Genomic DNA, 16939 nt, shown 5'->3' with positions numbered 1-16939 from the left:
TTTAAAACTCTTTGAAAAAAAATAAATTGGTACAAAACCTAGTGGCAAAATATACAAAACCCGCTGGCAAGCTACATGGAGCGGGCGATGGGATTCGAACCCACGACCCCAACCTTGGCAAGGTTGTGCTCTACCCCTGAGCTACACCCGCTGACCGATTCGATATATACCTTGCTTGTATGGCGTAGGCTTTTACGAATTGCAACAAAAAAATATCACTTTAGTTTGATTTATTTTGTCCATGTTTTAATAAAATGAAATAAAGATTGATTTTATAAGATTCTTCAGTAATAGATTACCCCTTTTTTACTTTTGCATAGAGAGGGGCGGGATATAATGTTGAAGAGAATAAATATATTGGGGATTATCATTGCAGCTGTTTTTATGATGAACAGTGTTGCAAAAGCGGATGACCAAGTTAAACACATTAAAGTTGCACTCACACAAATTATGGTCCATCCTGCTGCGGATGCCGTTCGTAAAGGTGTGGAAGATGTTCTTGCAGAAAATGGTTATAAGCAAGGTGAAAATTTTCAGCTCACCTTTTTATCAGCGCAAGGCAATATTTCAACAGCAACGCAAATTGCACGTAAATTTGTTGGTGATAAACCTGATGTTATTGTAGCGATTACCACGCCTTCAGCACAAACAATGCTTGCGGCAACAAAAACAATTCCTATCGTCTTTGCGGCGATTTCTGATCCTATCGGAGCTAAAATCGTTTCTTCGCTTACCAAACCTGGCGGTAATGTGACGGGGAGTTCTGATCGTATAGATGTTGCAGAAAGTGTTAAACTTTTACAAGAAGTAAAACCAGATTTGAAAAAAATTGGTTATCTTTATAATGCTTCTGAAGCAAATTCTGTTTCAACACTTAAGGTGTTAAAGGATGCGGCAAAAAAAGTTGGAATTGAAATCGTTCCTTCATCGGCACCAAAACCTTCAGATGTTCAGGCAGCAACACGGGCTTTAATCGGTAAGGTAGATATCATTTTTATTCCTGCTGATAATACTGTTCTTTCTGTTTTAGAGGGTGCAGTAAAGGTCACACAGGAAGCAAATGTTCCTATATTTACTGTTGATGCTAATTCTATTGGACGCGGTCCTTTTATGACGCAAGGTGTGAATTTCTATGATGTAGGGGGTGATGCTGGGAAGTTGGTTGTGCGTATTCTAAAGGGTGAAAAGCCTGGTGATATTGACGTTGTGCAGGCGGCTAATAATGACATTCGAATTGATATGAAAGCAGCAAAAAAAGCGGGGATTGTTATTCCGCAGGCAGTTATTGATCGCGCGACAAAAGTGATTCAATGACTTTCATTGATAGGATGTTGATACAATAAAATACGTTAAGTTTTCATGGGGATTGTCTTTACATGAATATATTTGCGTTTTCTGGCGCTGTGGAATTAGGTCTTATTTATGCTTTTGTGGCTATAGGGGTTTATCTCTCTTTTCGCGTTTTGGACTTTCCTGATTTAACAGTTGATGGTTCATTTCTTCTTGGGTCTTGTGTCTGTGGTGTCTTGATTCTTTTAGGTTTTAATGCATGGGCAGCTATGGCATGTGCTTTTTGTGCAGGCATGGTAGCTGGTTTATTAACAGCTATGTTGAATTTGCGTTTTGGTATTTTGAATCTTTTGGCTTCCATTTTAACAATGTCAGCGCTCTATACGGTTAATCTTCGTATTATGGGAATTATGGGAGGATCTAATGTTAATTTAGCGCTTGCTGATACGGCGTTAACGCCCTTTTATAATCTGTTTGGTTTGTCTGATATTTTTGTGCGGCCTCTTTTCATTGGTATTGTATTGCTGGTTGTGGCGTTTTTGATTTGGCGTTTTTTGGAAAGCGAAATAGGTCTTGCTATGCGTGCAATGGGAGCTAATCCACGGATGGCTACAGCTCAAGGGGTTCATACGTCGGCGTTAATTTATTTTGGTATGGGGCTTTCAAATGCCTGTGTTGCACTTGGTGGTTCTCTTTATATTCAAACTGCGATTGCAACAGATATTACCGGTGGAATTGGAACAATTGTTTTTGGGTTGGCAGCTGTGATTATCGGTGAAACTTTATTTCGTACGCGTAATATTTTTTGGATTATAATCAGCTGTATTGTGGGGTCTGTGCTTTATCGTGTGGCGGTGCAATTTGCATTTGAGGCAAATGGAATTGGTATTGATACGTCGACAGATCTTCAGTTGATTACTTCACTGTTGGTTATTTTAACCCTTATTGTGCCACGCTATTGGAGGAGGCGTAAACGTGATTGAGTTTTCTCATGTTGGGGTTACATTTAAACCGCAAACACCTTTGGAAAAACAGGCTTTAATTGATATTAACCTTAAAATTGATCAGGGTAGTTTTGTTACGGTTATCGGTTCAAATGGCGCTGGTAAATCAACCTTGCTCAGTGTTTTAGCGGGTGCAACGCTTCCCTCAACAGGGAAAGTGGTTATCAATGGGCAAAATGTTTCTAGGCAGTCAGTCAGTGAACGCGCTGGAAAGGTTGCTTGTGTTTTTCAAGATTCTTTGATAGGCAGTTGTGGTTCTTTAACAATTGAAGAAAATTTGGCTCTTGCTGCTCTTCGAGGAAGTCGTCGTGGTTTGCGCTCGGCTTTAAACCATGAGAAACGGCAATTTTTTCGAGAAAAAATTGCTCAATTAGGCATTGGTCTTGAAGCATATATTCATAATCCTATGGACAGTTTATCAGGTGGGCAACGCCAAGCTGTTTGCCTTGTGATGGCAACATTAGCTCATGCGGATGTTTTATTGCTTGATGAACATACCTCAGCGCTTGATCCTGGAATGGCTGATTTTGTGATGCGGTTGACTGAAAAAATCGTTAAAGATAAAAAGTTAACGACTATTATGGTGACTCATTCTATGCGTCAGGCTCTTGATTATGGTGATCGCACCTTGATGTTGCATGGTGGAAAAGTGATTTTGGATGTCTGTCATGAAGAGCGTAAGGGCTTGGATGTCAATGACTTAATTGGCATGTTTCAGAAAGTTCGCGGGGAAGTTCTTGATGATGATGAACTGTTAATGGATTAATAATGTGGCTCAGAAAAAAGCACATGAAGTTGATCAGTTTTTAACGCGTTTTTCACGTGCTTTTCCTATTGTTCTCATTTATGGGCCAGATCGTGGTCTTATTTGTGAGCGTGCACAATGTTTTGCAAAACTTACAAAGGTAGCAATAGAAGATCCATTTTCGACAATTCGTTTGGATGCTGCTGAAATTGATAAAGATCCTGCACGTTTGGAAAATGAAGCGCGTACGTTATCGCTTTTTGGGGGAGACCGTTTGATATGGATCTCTAATGCTGCTAACCAAAAGGGTTTTCTTGCTGCCTTGAAACGTTTAATTGAGAATCCACCAGAAGCCTGTTTTATTCTCATTGAGGCAGGGGATTTAAAAAAAGGAACAGGGTTGCGCAATGCTGTTGAAACAGCATCAAAAGCAATGGCTTTGCCCTGTTTTGCAGACGATATGCGTTCTCTTGACGGTTTGATTGATGAGGTTTTAGGGCAGTTTAAGAAGACTATTTCTTTGGATGCACGTAGATGGTTACATGAAAGTTTAGGGGCGGATCGCCTTGTATCACGAGGTGAATTAGAAAAGCTTTGTCTTTACGCTGCAAATGTTCATATTACTCTTGAAGATGTCAAAGCTGTTGTAAGCGATGTCAGTGCTCTTTCTCAAGATGAAGTCATTGATGCTCTTTTATTGGGCGATATATCAGGCTTTGAAGCGCATTTTAACCGACATGCAGCATTGCATGGGGCGCTTTTTTTCATTTTGAGTGCAGCACAAAGGCACTTTCAGCAATTACAGCTATTGCGTTATCAGGTAGAAGTTGAAGGAAAATCGCCTTTTACGGTGGTTTCTCAAGCACGGCCTCCCATTTTTTTTCAACGGAAAAAGACAGTTGAACAAGCTTTAAAATATTGGAAGTTAGAACAGATTTCCTACGCAATGGAAAAAATTCAGGGTGCTGTTTTAGACAGCCGTAAAAATCCACTTTTGGGTGAAGCTATCATTCGTCAAGTTTTGTTAGGGCTTACAATTATTGCACGACGCCAGATGGCAGCTTAACAGTTTAGAAATATGATGATTTTTTATTTTTAGTACGCCACAGAGGTGTTTTCAGCAATTAAAACTGTTGTGTTATCAAGTAGAGGTTAGTTGTAGTTTTGAAGTTGCATTTGAAGAGCTTGAAATTTTTATAGAAATTTTTCTTTAGAAAAATTACTTTTCTTCGAAAGGCAGTTTTTACACCGTTTTATTATCTTGTTGTGTCGTAAAACACTGTTGGTTCGTGATATAGAGCTTAGGTAAAATTTTACGCATTCGGTGTTTTTGTGTGAGTATGTGGTGAATATTAGGCTGGTTCATAGTGCCTTAATGGGGTAACACCCTTCAGGCAAAACAGAGCATCTCAAACAACAGAAGACACGTTCATACGCTTTCTTAGAAATATTTATCAATGCGCGTCATATCTATTTCGCGATGGCTTTTGTGAATGGTATAACGGTAAAGTGTTCCGTGAAGAATATAAAATCCATAGAGCATCTCTATCTTTACGCTTAATAAAAGTGCACGCCAGAGCATCATCATATATTTGTCTGGTTTTTAATTTGCTACAGTTTTTGGCATTAGAGAGCGTTTTGCATCATTTTTTTCTCACATGTCTTCTTGTGACGTGCAGACAAGAGAGTTTGTGATGGAAGAATTTTACCGTATTTGAAGTTATGATTCAAATTGAAAAACAATTATTATATTTATAAATCAATATATTATAGATTAATTGAATCACTTAAAATAGTGAATTAGTGGAATCTTTTAGACAAGAAAATGAATTGTTTGCAGATCGGTATGAACTAAGAATCTTCGTGGGATGAGGAGAAAGTCAAAATAGATTATGATGAAAACGACAGTACCTATGAGGAGATTTTTATTTTTGATACAGAGATGATTATCTTAGCAATGAATGTGTCTCATAAACAGAGCAAGCCATTGTTTATTATTATAACTCATCATTTTTCATATTGAGTCAATCAAAACGATGTCTTTTGCACGTCATAAGTGGGGGCGTGTGGATAAAAACTGTGCAAGAAAGCACTAAAAATGCCTCTTATGAATGCTCTCAAATTCCAAGGGTTTTTGCAACATTGGAGGTAGGCAAATATAATGATAGTGTTTTATTAAGTGTGAAGAGGGTCGTGCTTAATGGATTTATAGTTATAACATTTACAAACACTGTCGTGAGATAGGCTGGGGAGAGAGATGTCTTTTTAAAACAAACGCATGAATTTGCAATCCAAATCTATCCTGTTTAGGGCGCTTTGTTTTACGTGAGGGGTATGGCTCCATTAAAGGGATATTCGGTGTTTTGTTATCAAACTTTTTCTTTATTGAGAGAGCGTGTTTTTCTCATATTTGTTTGATTTACGGTATCAGGAATCGGGAGAGGAAAATGTTTTTAATGGTATTTTTTGTATGCGTTATTTTACGGTGTTTTCAATATTCATAAAACTTGTGTTGATGTTGTAGGTGGAGGCGTAATACATTCTTATATAGGTCTGATGTACAAATTAATGAACGTATTGGGATAATTTGGAAAGAGTTGGTGTCTGCTTACGCTTTTGATGTGTTTTTTGTGAGTAAATTAGTAAGATTTAGTAAGATAAAGTAAATTGATGAGATTTTATGTAGAGTCGTTGTTATCTTAATTGAGAGTGCATTTAATTTTTGTTTCAGTGATGCGCTTTGATCAGTAATTAAGTGGGAGTTTTAGAGCGTGATGTTAGATTTCTCGTCATTTATTTTTTATGTATTTTCTAGGTAAAATGATCTGTTGTCAGCTTGCGCAGGTGATGATTGGTAAACTGCGTTATTCTTTATTTCCTAGTTGTCGTTTTTTAATGTTTTACGCATAACTCTTGAACAAACAGACAGGAAAATTATGATTTTACAATTGTTTTTATTGCCATTTGCAAAGAATCTTTGAAGGTGAAAGATGCGCCATATTCAATTTGAAAAAATAGCACTCATTGGAATCGGTCTGATTGGATCTTCTTTAGCAAGAGTTATTAAAAAGAAAAACCTTGCGGCTCAAATTTCTATTGCAACACGTCGTTCAGAAACCTTGAAAAGAGCGCGCGAATTGGAGCTTGGGGACTTTTATACGACAGATAATGCAAAAGCTGTTGAAGGAGCAGATTTGGTTATTCTTTCTGTTCCTGTTGGGGCTAGTGCAGAAGTAGCAAAAAACATTCGTGATCATTTAAAACCTGGAGCGATTGTGAGTGATGTTGGTTCTACGAAAGCGTTGGTTATTGCGGAAATGGCACCTTTATTGCCAAAAACAGTTCATTTTATTCCAGGGCATCCAATTGCTGGAACGGAATATTCAGGACCAGATGCTGGTTTTGCTGATTTATTTATGAATCGTTGGTGTATTTTAACGCCTTTTGCTGAGAGTGATGCTGCTGCTGTCGCACAATTAACAGCGTTTTGGGAAGCTTGTGGTGCGCGTGTCGAAAAGATGGATCCTAAACATCATGATCTTGTTTTGGCTATTGTTTCGCATTTGCCGCATTTGATTGCTTATAATACTGTTGGGACAGCGAGTGATTTAGAAAAAGTAACAAATTCAGAAGTCATTGCTTATTCCGCTTCCGGTTTTCGTGATTTTACACGTTTAGCATCTTCTGATCCCGTTATGTGGCGCGATATTTGTTTGCATAATAAGGATGCTATTTTAGAAATGTTGAGCCGTTTTAGTGAGGGGCTTGCTTTTTTAGAGCAGGCAATTCGTTTAGGAGATGGTGAGACATTGTTTAACTTTTTTACACGTACGCGTGCTGTACGTCGCAATATTATTGATGCTGGACAGGAAATTGATGCTCCTGATTTTGGACGTCAGAGTGTTTCTAAAAAAGGGTGAATAAAAGCAAGGTTTTTTTGTTGAATTTCATTGGTTTTTTCTAGAAATCGATAAGAAGTTTTTTCTTTATTCAGTCATAGATGGCAATAAAAAAGAGTGGCGATTGCTTCGATACAGATAACTATGACTTCAAAAGGTTTTATGTGTGCAAGATTATCGTGCTTAACTCTCTATAGGGCATATGATGTACAGAAGAGGTTACTGATCTATAGAAGAGACAAAAAAATGAAGTCGTTGTAGAATTTCATATAGTGGGTTGTTGTTTTTGTTTTAGTATAAAGTCAGGCTTGACCGTGTTGATTATTGCCCTTTATATTACAACATCGGAAGATGTTTGTTTGCAGAGTTTTGATGATTTTTATAAAGCTTGAAATAGACAGAGGAAGAGTTTTACCAGAAAGTATTGAGATTTGTTAAGAAATATCTTTAGGTATAGCTATCGTATCCTTGTTGACGCAGTGAGCCATTATTGGCGTGATAATGGGAGTGCTTTTGCAAGCCATGTCGCGCTCTCTGGGCTTTTAGCATTTTTCCCTTTTTTTATTTTTGGAACTTCTCTTGCCAGTTTTCTTGGTGCTTTTACATATACACCGCAAAAAATCAAAGCTTTGGTGCAGTTATTACCAGATGTCATTGCAGAGCCTTTATCTCAGGAAATTATCAATGTTTTAACCATACAGCGGGGGGGAGTGTTGACAGTTTCTGTCATTGGGGCGGCTTATTTTGCCTCTAATGGGGTAGAGGCGTTACGTACAGCTTTAAATAGAGCTTATCGTGTTGTTGATCGGCGTAGCTTGTTGTTTTGTCGTTTTCAAAGTTTGTTTTTTGTGATTCTTGGAGCTGTTGGTCTTATTGTGATCAGCGTTTTGTTGATTTTAACACCTCTGCTGATCAAGATTATGCAAAATCATTCTTTTTTCATTACAGAATATATCGGTGTTATTCGTCTATGGCGTTACATAATCGCAGCGGTTGTTCTCTTTGTAAGTCTTTTGATTGTGCATAAATGGCTACCAGCAGAGCGGCGGAAGTTTATAGATATTTTACCAGGAATTGTACTGACAATGTTTGTATGGTTTATGGCTTCAATTGCTTTTGCACAATATTTGACAATGTTTGATTATATTTCTACCTATGCAGGGTTAGCATCTATTATGGTTGCTATTATTTTTCTTTACATCTTGAGTGCAATTTTTATTTTGGGAGGAGAAATAAACGCGGCGATAATGTTTTATCGCAAGCATTTGCAACATTCAGATGGATGAAAGAACTTAACTATTGCGTGAAAGCCAAGGTATGAATATCCCAATAAAGCCTGCTATTACTTTGTTGATTGATGCGGATGCTTGTCCTGTAAAAGATGAAGTTTATCGTGTGATGAATCGTTATCAGCTTAAGACATTTGTTGTGGCAAATCGTTTTTTTTCCTTCCAGATGAAGCACTCATTGAAAGAGTGGTCGTTGCTGGTGAATTCAATTGTGCTGATGATTGGATCGTAGAACATGTGCATGAGGCAAGTATCGTTATTACCAGTGATATTCCTTTAGCAGCACGGGTTGTGCAAGCTGGGGGTTTTTGTCTTTCGCCAACGGGGCGTATTTTTGATGTAAATTCAATTGGTCAGGCTTTGGCGATGCGCAATTTGATGGAAGATTTGCGTGGACAGGGCAGTATAATAGGTGGTCCCCGTCCTTTTTCTCGTAAAGACCGTTCTGCCTTTTTGTCAGCACTGGATCTTGTTATACAACGTTTAAAAAGAAGCGGTTATTAGGTTATAGGGCTTCTTTTATAACAGCTTTTATAAGTGCTTTGGCATCGTCATTGGCCCATGGAGCTGCACCATTGAAGGAAGCAATGAGATATCCCTCTTTATCGATGAGAAATGTAATGGGGAGTCCTAAAGCAAGCCCCTGTTTTCTAACATTGTTGAAAATATCCATTGTTTCATCGCGATAGTAAAGCAAATTATCCGCATGAATATTCTGTAAAAATTGCTGAATTTTTTCAGGAGAAGCAGTTTTATCGATATTAATAGCTATGACATCAAAGTTTTCTCCACCTAATTCATGTTTTAATTGCGCAAGTTCTGGCATTTCTGTGCGGCAAGGTGCACACCAAATAGCCCATAGATTGACCAGCATCGGTTTTCCAGTAAATTCGCTGAGTGTGCGCTCTTTTCCTCGAATGTCCTTGAAAGAGAGTTTCTTCATATCTGAGGGCGTATCAGCAAATCTTATGTGGCTAAAAAAGCCTTTTGCTGCTTTTCGGATCGCCACCATTTTTTCTGCTCGTGCTTTATCAATGTTTATTTTTTGTGCTTGTGCTGCTGAAATGAAATTGAAAAGAAAAGACTCTCTTTTGGTATCGTAGTTTATGGTTGCGTATAAACTCAATGCAATGATAAAGAAAGCAAGGGAGAATTGCCTTTTTTTATTGTTTTTTTCGCTGATGAAAATTTGAAAAATCATAATTTTGTCCTTTAAATAGGTGTTTTCAGAATATGACAGATGAGAAGTTAAAGAACCAAATGTGGGGTGGTCGGTTTGCGGCAGGTCCTGCTGCAATTATGGAAGAAATTAATGCCTCTATTGATTTTGATCAAAAACTTTATCGACAAGATATTGAAGGTTCCCTTTCTCATGCGGCTATGTTAGCGCAAACGAAAATCATTTCACAATCAGATTATGAAAAAATTGTTCATGGTTTGAAACTTATTCGCCAAGAAATTGAAGACGGTAAATTTGTTTTTTCACGAAAGCTTGAAGATATTCATATGAATATTGAAGCGCGGCTGAGCGAATTGATTGGTCCTGTAGCAGGGCGTTTGCATACGGCTCGCTCACGCAATGATCAAGTTGCTGTTGATTTTCGCTTGTGGGTGCGTGAAGCAACGCAAAAGATAGCACAAGCTTTAAAAGGATTGATAGAGCAATTGCTTATTCGAGCAGAACAACATGTTGATACCTTTATGCCAGGCTTTACGCATTTACAATCAGCACAACCGGTAACATTTGGCCATTATATGATGGCTTATGTTGAAATGTTTGGTCGCGATTTATCGCGGATGCGTGATGCGATTGAGCGCATGAATGAATCGCCTTTAGGGGCGGCTGCTTTAGCAGGTACAGGCTTTCCAATTGACCGTTTTATGACAGCAAAAGCGTTAGGCTTTCGAGAACCTACACGCAATTCGATTGATAGTGTTTCGGATCGTGATTTTGCCTTAGAATTTTTAAGCGCTGGCGCTCTTTGTGCAACGCATCTTTCACGTTTAGCAGAAGAAATAATTCTTTGGTCAAGTGAACAGTTTTATTTTATTCGTTTATCAGATGCTTTTTCAACGGGTTCGTCTATTATGCCGCAAAAGCGAAATCCTGATGCTGCCGAACTTGTGCGGGCTAAAGTGGGACGGTTGAATGGCGCATTGATGGGGTTGTTAACGGTGATGAAAGGGTTACCCCTTGCTTATTCAAAGGATATGCAAGAAGATAAGGAATATGTGTTTGATGGGGCTTTGAGTTTGGAATTATCACTAGCAGCAATGACAGGGATGATTGCTGATTTGAAAGTTAATAAAGAAGTTATGAAACAAGCCGCTGATTCTGGCTATGCAACAGCTACAGATTTTGCTGATTGGCTTGTACGCAATTTAGGGATTCCTTTTCGCGAAGCACATCATATCACAGGGTGTGCTGTGGCATTGGCAGAAAAAAAACAGTGTCGCCTTCAGGATTTATCATTAGATGAACTTCAAGCAATTTGTCCTGATATCAATGCGACACTTTTTGATGTTTTGACCGTTGAAAAATCTGTTGAAAGTCGCAAAAGCTTTGGGGGAACAGCACCTTCAGAGGTTCTTCGGCAAATTGCGTATTGGAAAAAGTGTCTTGTGAACGCTTGAGTGATTGTATTTTAAAGGTAAAAAAGAGATCGAGATGAGGAAAGAGGACAGATGAAAATTATATTAAAGGGGTTGATGATTGTCCTTTTAGGAGGCGTTTGTGTTGCTGGGTGTGGGCGTAAAGGGTCATTGGAAATGCCTCTTACAAGTGTGGAAAAGTCTGTGCAAGGAACATCTGTTGCTCAAAGTGAAGATGATAAACCTTTTATTCTTGATCGTTTGATAAAGTAGGAGGAAAGTGTGGATTTTTTCTCTTACTATCAAGGTATGCTTCATGCTGAGGGTTGTTCACTTGCTGTTCTTGCGCAGGAGGTGGGGACTCCTTTTTATTGTTATTCCGCCAATGCATTGGTTACACGTTTTAAAGACTATAAAAAGGCTTTTCAAGGGATGCCTAGTCTGCTTGCTTATGCGGTTAAAGCCAATTCTAATCAAGCAGTTTTACGGCTTTTAGCGAACAATGGAGCGGGAGCTGATGTGGTCTCAGAAGGGGAATTACGGCGTGCCCTTGCTGTTGGTATTCCGGCACATCGTATTGTTTATTCTGGTGTTGGTAAAACCATGAGAGAGATAGATTTTGCTCTTGCACAGGATATTTATTGTTTTAACGTTGAATCAGAGCCGGAACTTGAACAGTTATCTCAACGTGCTGTTGCGCTTTCAAAGATAGCACGTGTTTCATTGCGCATTAATCCAGATGTTGATGCAAAGACCCATAAGAAAATTACAACAGGAAAATCTGAAAATAAATTTGGTATTCCATTGTTGTTGGCAAGAGAGGCTTATAAAAAAGCGGACTCTTTACCTGGATTGCAGGTTTGCGGTATTGATATGCATATTGGCAGTCAGATTTGTGATTTAAAGCCATTTGAAGAAGCATTCCTTCTTATTGCAGATTGTGTGCGTCAATTGTGGAGCGATGGCTATGCAATAACGCATATAGATATTGGTGGTGGGCTTGGTATTGCCTATGGTTGTGAACAACATACTGTACCTTCTCCTTTTGATTATGCTGCGCTGGTAAAGAAATATATTGCTCCTTTAGGGATTAATATTGTTGTGGAGCCGGGGCGGAGCATTGTGGGACAAGCTGGTGTACTGATGACATCTGTTCTCTATTTAAAAAGGGGACAAGGGCGGAATTTTGTTATTGTAGATGCGGCGATGAATGATCTGATGCGTCCAACGCTTTATGATGCTTGGCAGAATGTCGTCCTTGTGAAGCAAGCAGCAAAAGATGCTCCCCTTATTCGTGCAGATATTGTTGGTTCTGTTTGTGAGACTGGCGATTATTTAGCACTAGATCGTTACTTGCCGATTTTGGCACCCGGTGATCTTTTAGCAATTACGCAAGCTGGAGCTTATGGTGCTGTGATGGCGAGTACTTATAATAGCCGACTTTTGATCCCAGAAGTTCTTGTTCAAGATACGTGTTATGCGGTTATTCGTCCACGTCTTGATTATGCTCAATTGATGGGATGTGATCATATTCCTGATTGGGTTGAGAATTCTTAAGTGTTTTTGGTCTTATTTTTACTAAACTTTGATGAAACAATTTATTTTCTAGAAATTGTCTTGTATGGGGTTTATGATCTTAATGCACCACGATAAAAGGGGATAAATGCTTGTTTATGAAAAATAAAAACATCAAAGGCTTTGCAATGAAGCTTTTGTGTGTGCGCATTTTGATGTGGGGAATCCTTTCATTTGAACGGATGTGGGTGCGGTTGTTGCCATTTTTCCTCGTTGTTAGTCTCTTTTGTTCGTTTAGCTGGTTGGGACTTTTTGGCATTTTGGGCTATTGGTCACATTTGCTCTTACTTGGGGTTATACTTGTTTGTGCTGGGGCGAGTTTATTTTTTCTTGTTCGTTTTCGGTTTCCCACAATACGGGAAGTGAATTGCCGTCTTGAACGCGTCAATGATCTTAGACATCAGCCTTTGAATATTCAGACAGATCGTTTATGTTCTGAAAATGATGAAGATTTTAGTGCTGTTATTTGGCGTGAACATCAACGCCGAATGGCAAAACAATTATACCATTTAAAAACTGGATTTATCTCTCTTAATAGTGCGGATTATGATCCTTTGGCTTTGAGGGCTTTGTGTGTTCTTCTTTTTGTGTGCGCTTTTAGTTTTTCTTTTGGTTCACAAGGGGGGCGTTTGGCTGATGCCTTTGATTTTCGTCCTGTTGTTGATGAAAAATTCATGCGGATTGATGCTTGGGTAACACCACCTGCTTATACCGGTGTGGCACCGATTTATTTGACAAAAGATGAGAAAACACAACTAGAAATCCCTGAAGGGAGTAATGTTGTTGTGCGTGTTGTCAATGGGGCTGGCGTTACAGTAAAAGCAAAGTCTGTAGAAGATGGGAGGGAAGTTTCGTTTTCAGAGAAAACGGAACAAACAGCTTTGAATGATCCAATCGCTCATTTTGAAACACATTTAAAGCATTCAATGAATTTATTTGTATCATCACGCCGTAAAAAACAGCAGTGGCATTTGCAGATGATTAAGGACACGCTTCCGACAATTCATTGGCTGGAAAAACCAGGGAGGATTTTAACGGGATCATTAGAGTTACGATATGTGGTGGATGATGATTATGGTGTGACAAAGGCTTTTGTTGAAATAGAGCCTTTTCTTTCTCAGAATAAAAGTGCTTCCTCTCTTTATAATGCTCCGGAAATAGAGCTTCTTCTTCCGCGTGGTGGAAAGGGAAAAATGCGGATGGTGCAAGATATATCAGCGCATCCATGGGCAGGTTCGCAAGTCAAAATTACTTTGGTGGCAGAAGATGGTGCGGGGCAGAAAGGGCGTAGCAAAACTTTTGTTATGACATTACCGCAACACGTTTTTTCAAATCCTGTCGCGCGTGCGGTGAGTGAATTGCGTCGTTTATTAGCGCTTGATGCTTCTGCGAGAGAGCGTGTATTGGATATGCTTTCTGCTTTGCTTGTGCGTCCAGAAAAAGGTTTGCAAAATGTAAAGCATTTTCTTGTTCTACAAAGTGCGTGGACAAGACTTTCTTTAGCACAAACAGAAGATGATTTGCGTGGTGTGGTGGATTATTTATGGCAAATTGCTTTGGGTATTGAAGATAATCAGCTTGAATCCGTGCAAAAAAATTTAAAACAAGCTCAAGCTGCTTTACGTGATGCATTGCGTTACGGTGCTTCAGCGGCAGAAATTGAACGGCTTATGGCAGATTTACGTCAAGCTATGGATGAGTATATTCGTGCTTTGGCTGAAAAAGCACAAGATAGTCAAGTTTCTAAAAATTCTAAAAGCTCAAAAAGTCCTAATCTTTCTGAAGCTACATTACAAGAAAAGCTAAATTTAATTGAGGAAATGGCTAAAACGGGCTCTTCTTTAGCAGCTGAACAACTCTTAGCGGAAGTTGAACAGACGCTTGATCATTTGCATGTGCAAAAAGGCAATCAAAATGAGGGAGAAAAAAGCCAATCTGCACAAATGAAAGAAAAGATGGACCAGCTTGGAGATTTAATGCGTCGTCAGCAAGAAATTCTCAATGAAACACATCAGTTAGAGATGGAACAAAAACGCGGAGAAAATGTGCCGGAAACACAGAAAAAATCTTTAAAAAAACGTCAAGCTGAATTGCAGTCTGAATTATCAACATTAGAAAAAGAATTATCAGAACAAGGATTTGAAACAGGGGGCGCATTGAAAAGGGCAGAAGAAAAAATGAATTCTGCGGAGAATGCTCTTGATAATGGAAATCATCAGGTATCTATACAAAATCAGTCTGATGCTTTGGAATCTTTGAGGCAAGGTGCACAAAATGTTTTGAAAAAAATGCGCGAAACACTCAAAGAAACGGGAAATGATCAAAATGCTGATTCTGGTCCTAAAGATCCGTTAGGACGTCCACTTTCTTCAAAAACAGATGAAGAACAAGAAGGTGAGGCACTACCACAAAAAAGTGATCAAATGCGTACGCGGCAGATTTTGGATGAAATTCGCAAACGTCTTGGTAAAGAGCATATTCCAGAAGAAGAAAAAAACTATCTTGAAAGATTGCTTCATTTTAATTAACCAGTGTTGGCTTTTTTCTTAATTGATGTCAGAAATAGTGTATGAAGAATCTCTATGGGGTTCATCTCCAAGAAAATGATTAAAGCGCTTGTAACGCAAAATCATCCTGCTGTACTGATTTTTTGATCATTTAAGTTTAAAATATGAAATATTGAAATGTTCGCTATTGCGGAAAAAGAGCAGAAGTCCATATAAGTTTGGTATATGAAAATCTGTAATGTCTGAAATTTGTTTCTACATGGTATGTTGAGTTGGATATCGTTGCGCTGAAAGATTTTTATGCTTCTGCACTTGGGCTGCGTGTGCAAAAGACGCTGTGTGACCAATTGAATTTATGGTGGCCTGATCTTACGGATAAACGGATTATGGGGTTGGGTTATGCACTTCCTTATCTTTCTACATTGCGTGAACGTGCCCAACAATGTTTTGCTTTTATGCCATCTGCTCAGGGTGCTTCGTCTTGGCCTTGTGCTGAGAAAGTTGCTACAGCGCTTGTTTTTGAAGAAGATTTGCCACTTCCTGATGCGTCAGTTGATTGTATTTTATTGGTACATGCATTAGAATATACAGAAAATTCATTTGAAACATTGAATGAAATATGGCGTGTTTTAGCACCCAATGGCCACTTGATCGTTATTGTACCTAATCGCTCTGGCTTTTGGGCGCGCAATATTACTACGCCCTTTGGTTATGGCGAGCCTTATAGTCGGCAACAAATTACTCGTTTGTTCGAAAAAACAAATTTTGTTTCTGGGTCAATACAAGAAATTGTACATTATATGCCCTCTACGGGTTATGTTTCGCGGTTGTTCTCATTTTTTTATGAGCCATTTGCACGCTATCTTTTGCCTTATTTTGGGGGACTCTTAATGTGTCAGGCACAAAAACGTGTTTATCAGGGGTTGCTGGTACAGCGTCGTCAATCGCGACGTGTTTTTATTCCTGCGTTATCACCACAAGTGCGAAATATTTTAATTTATAAAGATAATTAATCATTTTGCCATTGGCATAAGAACCGCAAATATAGAAGGATTTTCTTATTTTAATTTTTGCACATTATATGTGAAGGTTTTTTTCATCTCGTTTTTGTTTTCATTTAAGATATTAAAATTATTTTTGAAACAGTAAATCTCGAATTAAAGATTTAAACGATAACCATTTTGATCTGTTATGAGAATTTGTGCATTGGAGGGATCTTTTTCGATTTTTTGTCGCAAACGATAGATATGGGTTTCTAAAGTATGGGTGACAATATTTTCATTATAACCCCAAACTTGTTCTAACAATGTTTCACGGCTAACAATTTTATCATTGGCATAATAGAGACACTTAAGAATTGCTGCTTCTTTTTCTGTGAGACAGATTTTAGTGTTGCATTGATCAAGAAGAAGTTTTTGTCTCAGTTTAAAAGTATAGGGGCCAAGATGAAAGGTTGTGTCTTCATTTTGTTCATATTGGCGCAACTGTGCTCGAATTCTTGCTAATAACACTGCAAAGCGAAAGGGTTTTGTCACATAATCATTGGCGCCTGTTTCAAGATCTAAAATATTATCGCAGTCTGTATCATGATTTGTTATCATGATAATGGGGGCACGAAATCCTTGGATGCGTAATTTTTTTACGGCTTTGAAACCATCAAGATCAGGAAATTTAAGTCCCAAAATAGCGAGATCAATATTTTCTTCTTGGATTATTTTCATTCCCTCTTCTACTGTTTTTGCTTGGAAAATTTCAAACTCTTGATGCATTTGCAATTGTTCTACTAAAACGGGGCGTAGATCATCGTCTTCAACGATTAAAAGAGTATAGTGGTTCATGTTTTTCCTTATAGGCATGTTGATGCACTGATTGGTATAGTTTCATGAAAAATAAGATTTCATGCAAGAAAAATTAAAAGAGGAAAATTAAAAAAGAGGGTCTCTAAAAAATAAACTTTTATCATTTCTATGGTTGCTTGCCGAAAAGAAGGTCTTGCTGTCTGCAGAGTATTTTATGTATTGGTTGGAAGCATTTTTTT

At 38.4% G+C, this 16939-nt stretch carries 13 protein-coding genes, 1 tRNA gene and 1 pseudogene; 12 read left to right on the top strand and 3 right to left on the bottom strand.

Annotated features, from left to right (window positions below):
- Nucleotides 1-76: 76 nt before the first annotated feature.
- Nucleotides 77-151, bottom strand: a tRNA-Gly gene (locus ACFIJP_RS06365).
- A gap of 185 nt (nucleotides 152-336) precedes the next feature.
- Between ACFIJP_RS06365 and ACFIJP_RS06360 the strand changes: the two genes are divergently transcribed.
- The 7 genes and pseudogenes from ACFIJP_RS06360 (at nucleotide 337) to ACFIJP_RS06330 (ending at nucleotide 8731) form a co-directional block, all read left to right on the top strand.
- Complete coding sequence (locus ACFIJP_RS06360) at nucleotides 337-1314, top strand: ABC transporter substrate-binding protein (RefSeq protein WP_375626061.1); 978 nt, start codon at nucleotides 337-339, stop codon at nucleotides 1312-1314.
- Nucleotides 1315-1376: 62 nt separating this feature from the next.
- A complete protein-coding gene (locus ACFIJP_RS06355; protein WP_375626060.1) occupies nucleotides 1377-2273 on the top strand; it encodes an ABC transporter permease in 897 nt (298 codons plus the stop codon).
- Entirely contained in the window at nucleotides 2266-3060 is a 795-nt protein-coding gene (locus ACFIJP_RS06350; protein WP_273787584.1) for an ABC transporter ATP-binding protein, read from the top strand. The genes ACFIJP_RS06355 and ACFIJP_RS06350 overlap by 8 nt, the downstream gene beginning before the upstream one ends.
- Nucleotides 3061-3064: 4 nt before the next feature.
- Nucleotides 3065-4105 (top strand): DNA polymerase III subunit delta, encoded by a 1041-nt coding sequence (gene holA, locus ACFIJP_RS06345; protein WP_375626347.1) that lies wholly within the window; start codon nucleotides 3065-3067, stop codon nucleotides 4103-4105.
- 1924 nt (nucleotides 4106-6029) lie between these two features.
- Entirely contained in the window at nucleotides 6030-6959 is a 930-nt protein-coding gene (locus tag ACFIJP_RS06340) for a prephenate/arogenate dehydrogenase family protein (RefSeq protein WP_375626056.1), read from the top strand.
- Between the two features lie 410 nt (nucleotides 6960-7369).
- The gene (locus tag ACFIJP_RS06335; protein WP_375626054.1) at nucleotides 7370-8224 is read left to right on the top strand and encodes a YihY/virulence factor BrkB family protein; all 855 of its coding nucleotides are present in this window, start codon (nucleotides 7370-7372) and stop codon (nucleotides 8222-8224) included.
- A gap of 31 nt (nucleotides 8225-8255) precedes the next feature.
- Nucleotides 8256-8731, top strand: a pseudogene (locus ACFIJP_RS06330) (YaiI/YqxD family protein).
- Between the two features lies 1 nt (nucleotide 8732).
- On the opposite strand, the gene ACFIJP_RS06325 reads toward ACFIJP_RS06330, so the two are convergent.
- Entirely contained in the window at nucleotides 8733-9428 is a 696-nt protein-coding gene (locus tag ACFIJP_RS06325; RefSeq protein WP_375626344.1) for a TlpA disulfide reductase family protein, read from the bottom strand.
- A 32-nt stretch (nucleotides 9429-9460) separates the two neighbouring features.
- Between ACFIJP_RS06325 and argH the strand changes: the two genes are divergently transcribed.
- The 5 genes from argH to ACFIJP_RS06300 all read left to right on the top strand — a co-directional run bounded on the left by argH (nucleotide 9461) and on the right by ACFIJP_RS06300 (nucleotide 15914).
- A complete protein-coding gene (gene argH, locus ACFIJP_RS06320) occupies nucleotides 9461-10861 on the top strand; it encodes an argininosuccinate lyase (protein WP_375626050.1) in 1401 nt (466 codons plus the stop codon).
- A gap of 51 nt (nucleotides 10862-10912) precedes the next feature.
- Nucleotides 10913-11092, top strand: a complete 180-nt coding sequence (locus ACFIJP_RS06315) for an LPS translocon maturation chaperone LptM (RefSeq protein ID WP_375626049.1) — start codon at nucleotides 10913-10915, stop codon at nucleotides 11090-11092.
- Nucleotides 11093-11101: 9 nt separating this feature from the next.
- The gene (gene lysA / locus ACFIJP_RS06310; RefSeq protein WP_375626342.1) at nucleotides 11102-12376 is read left to right on the top strand and encodes a diaminopimelate decarboxylase; all 1275 of its coding nucleotides are present in this window, start codon (nucleotides 11102-11104) and stop codon (nucleotides 12374-12376) included.
- Between the two features lie 116 nt (nucleotides 12377-12492).
- Nucleotides 12493-14922, top strand: coding sequence for a TIGR02302 family protein (locus tag ACFIJP_RS06305; protein WP_375626045.1), 2430 nt, complete (start codon nucleotides 12493-12495; stop codon nucleotides 14920-14922).
- Nucleotides 14923-15143: 221 nt separating this feature from the next.
- Entirely contained in the window at nucleotides 15144-15914 is a 771-nt protein-coding gene (locus ACFIJP_RS06300) for a class I SAM-dependent methyltransferase (protein WP_375626352.1), read from the top strand.
- A gap of 144 nt (nucleotides 15915-16058) precedes the next feature.
- Here ACFIJP_RS06300 and ACFIJP_RS06295 read toward each other — a convergent pair whose 3' ends face one another.
- The gene (locus ACFIJP_RS06295; protein ID WP_375626340.1) at nucleotides 16059-16739 is read right to left on the bottom strand and encodes a response regulator transcription factor; all 681 of its coding nucleotides are present in this window, start codon (nucleotides 16737-16739) and stop codon (nucleotides 16059-16061) included.
- Nucleotides 16740-16939 lie beyond the last annotated feature (200 nt).

It is taken from the genome of Bartonella sp. MU37NMGALS (genome assembly GCF_042194015.1).
GTDB classification, from domain to species: Bacteria; Pseudomonadota; Alphaproteobacteria; order Rhizobiales; family Rhizobiaceae; genus Bartonella; species Bartonella grahamii.
The sequence above is the reverse complement of the archived record's forward strand: the minus strand, read 5'-3'. Positions and strand labels throughout refer to the sequence as shown.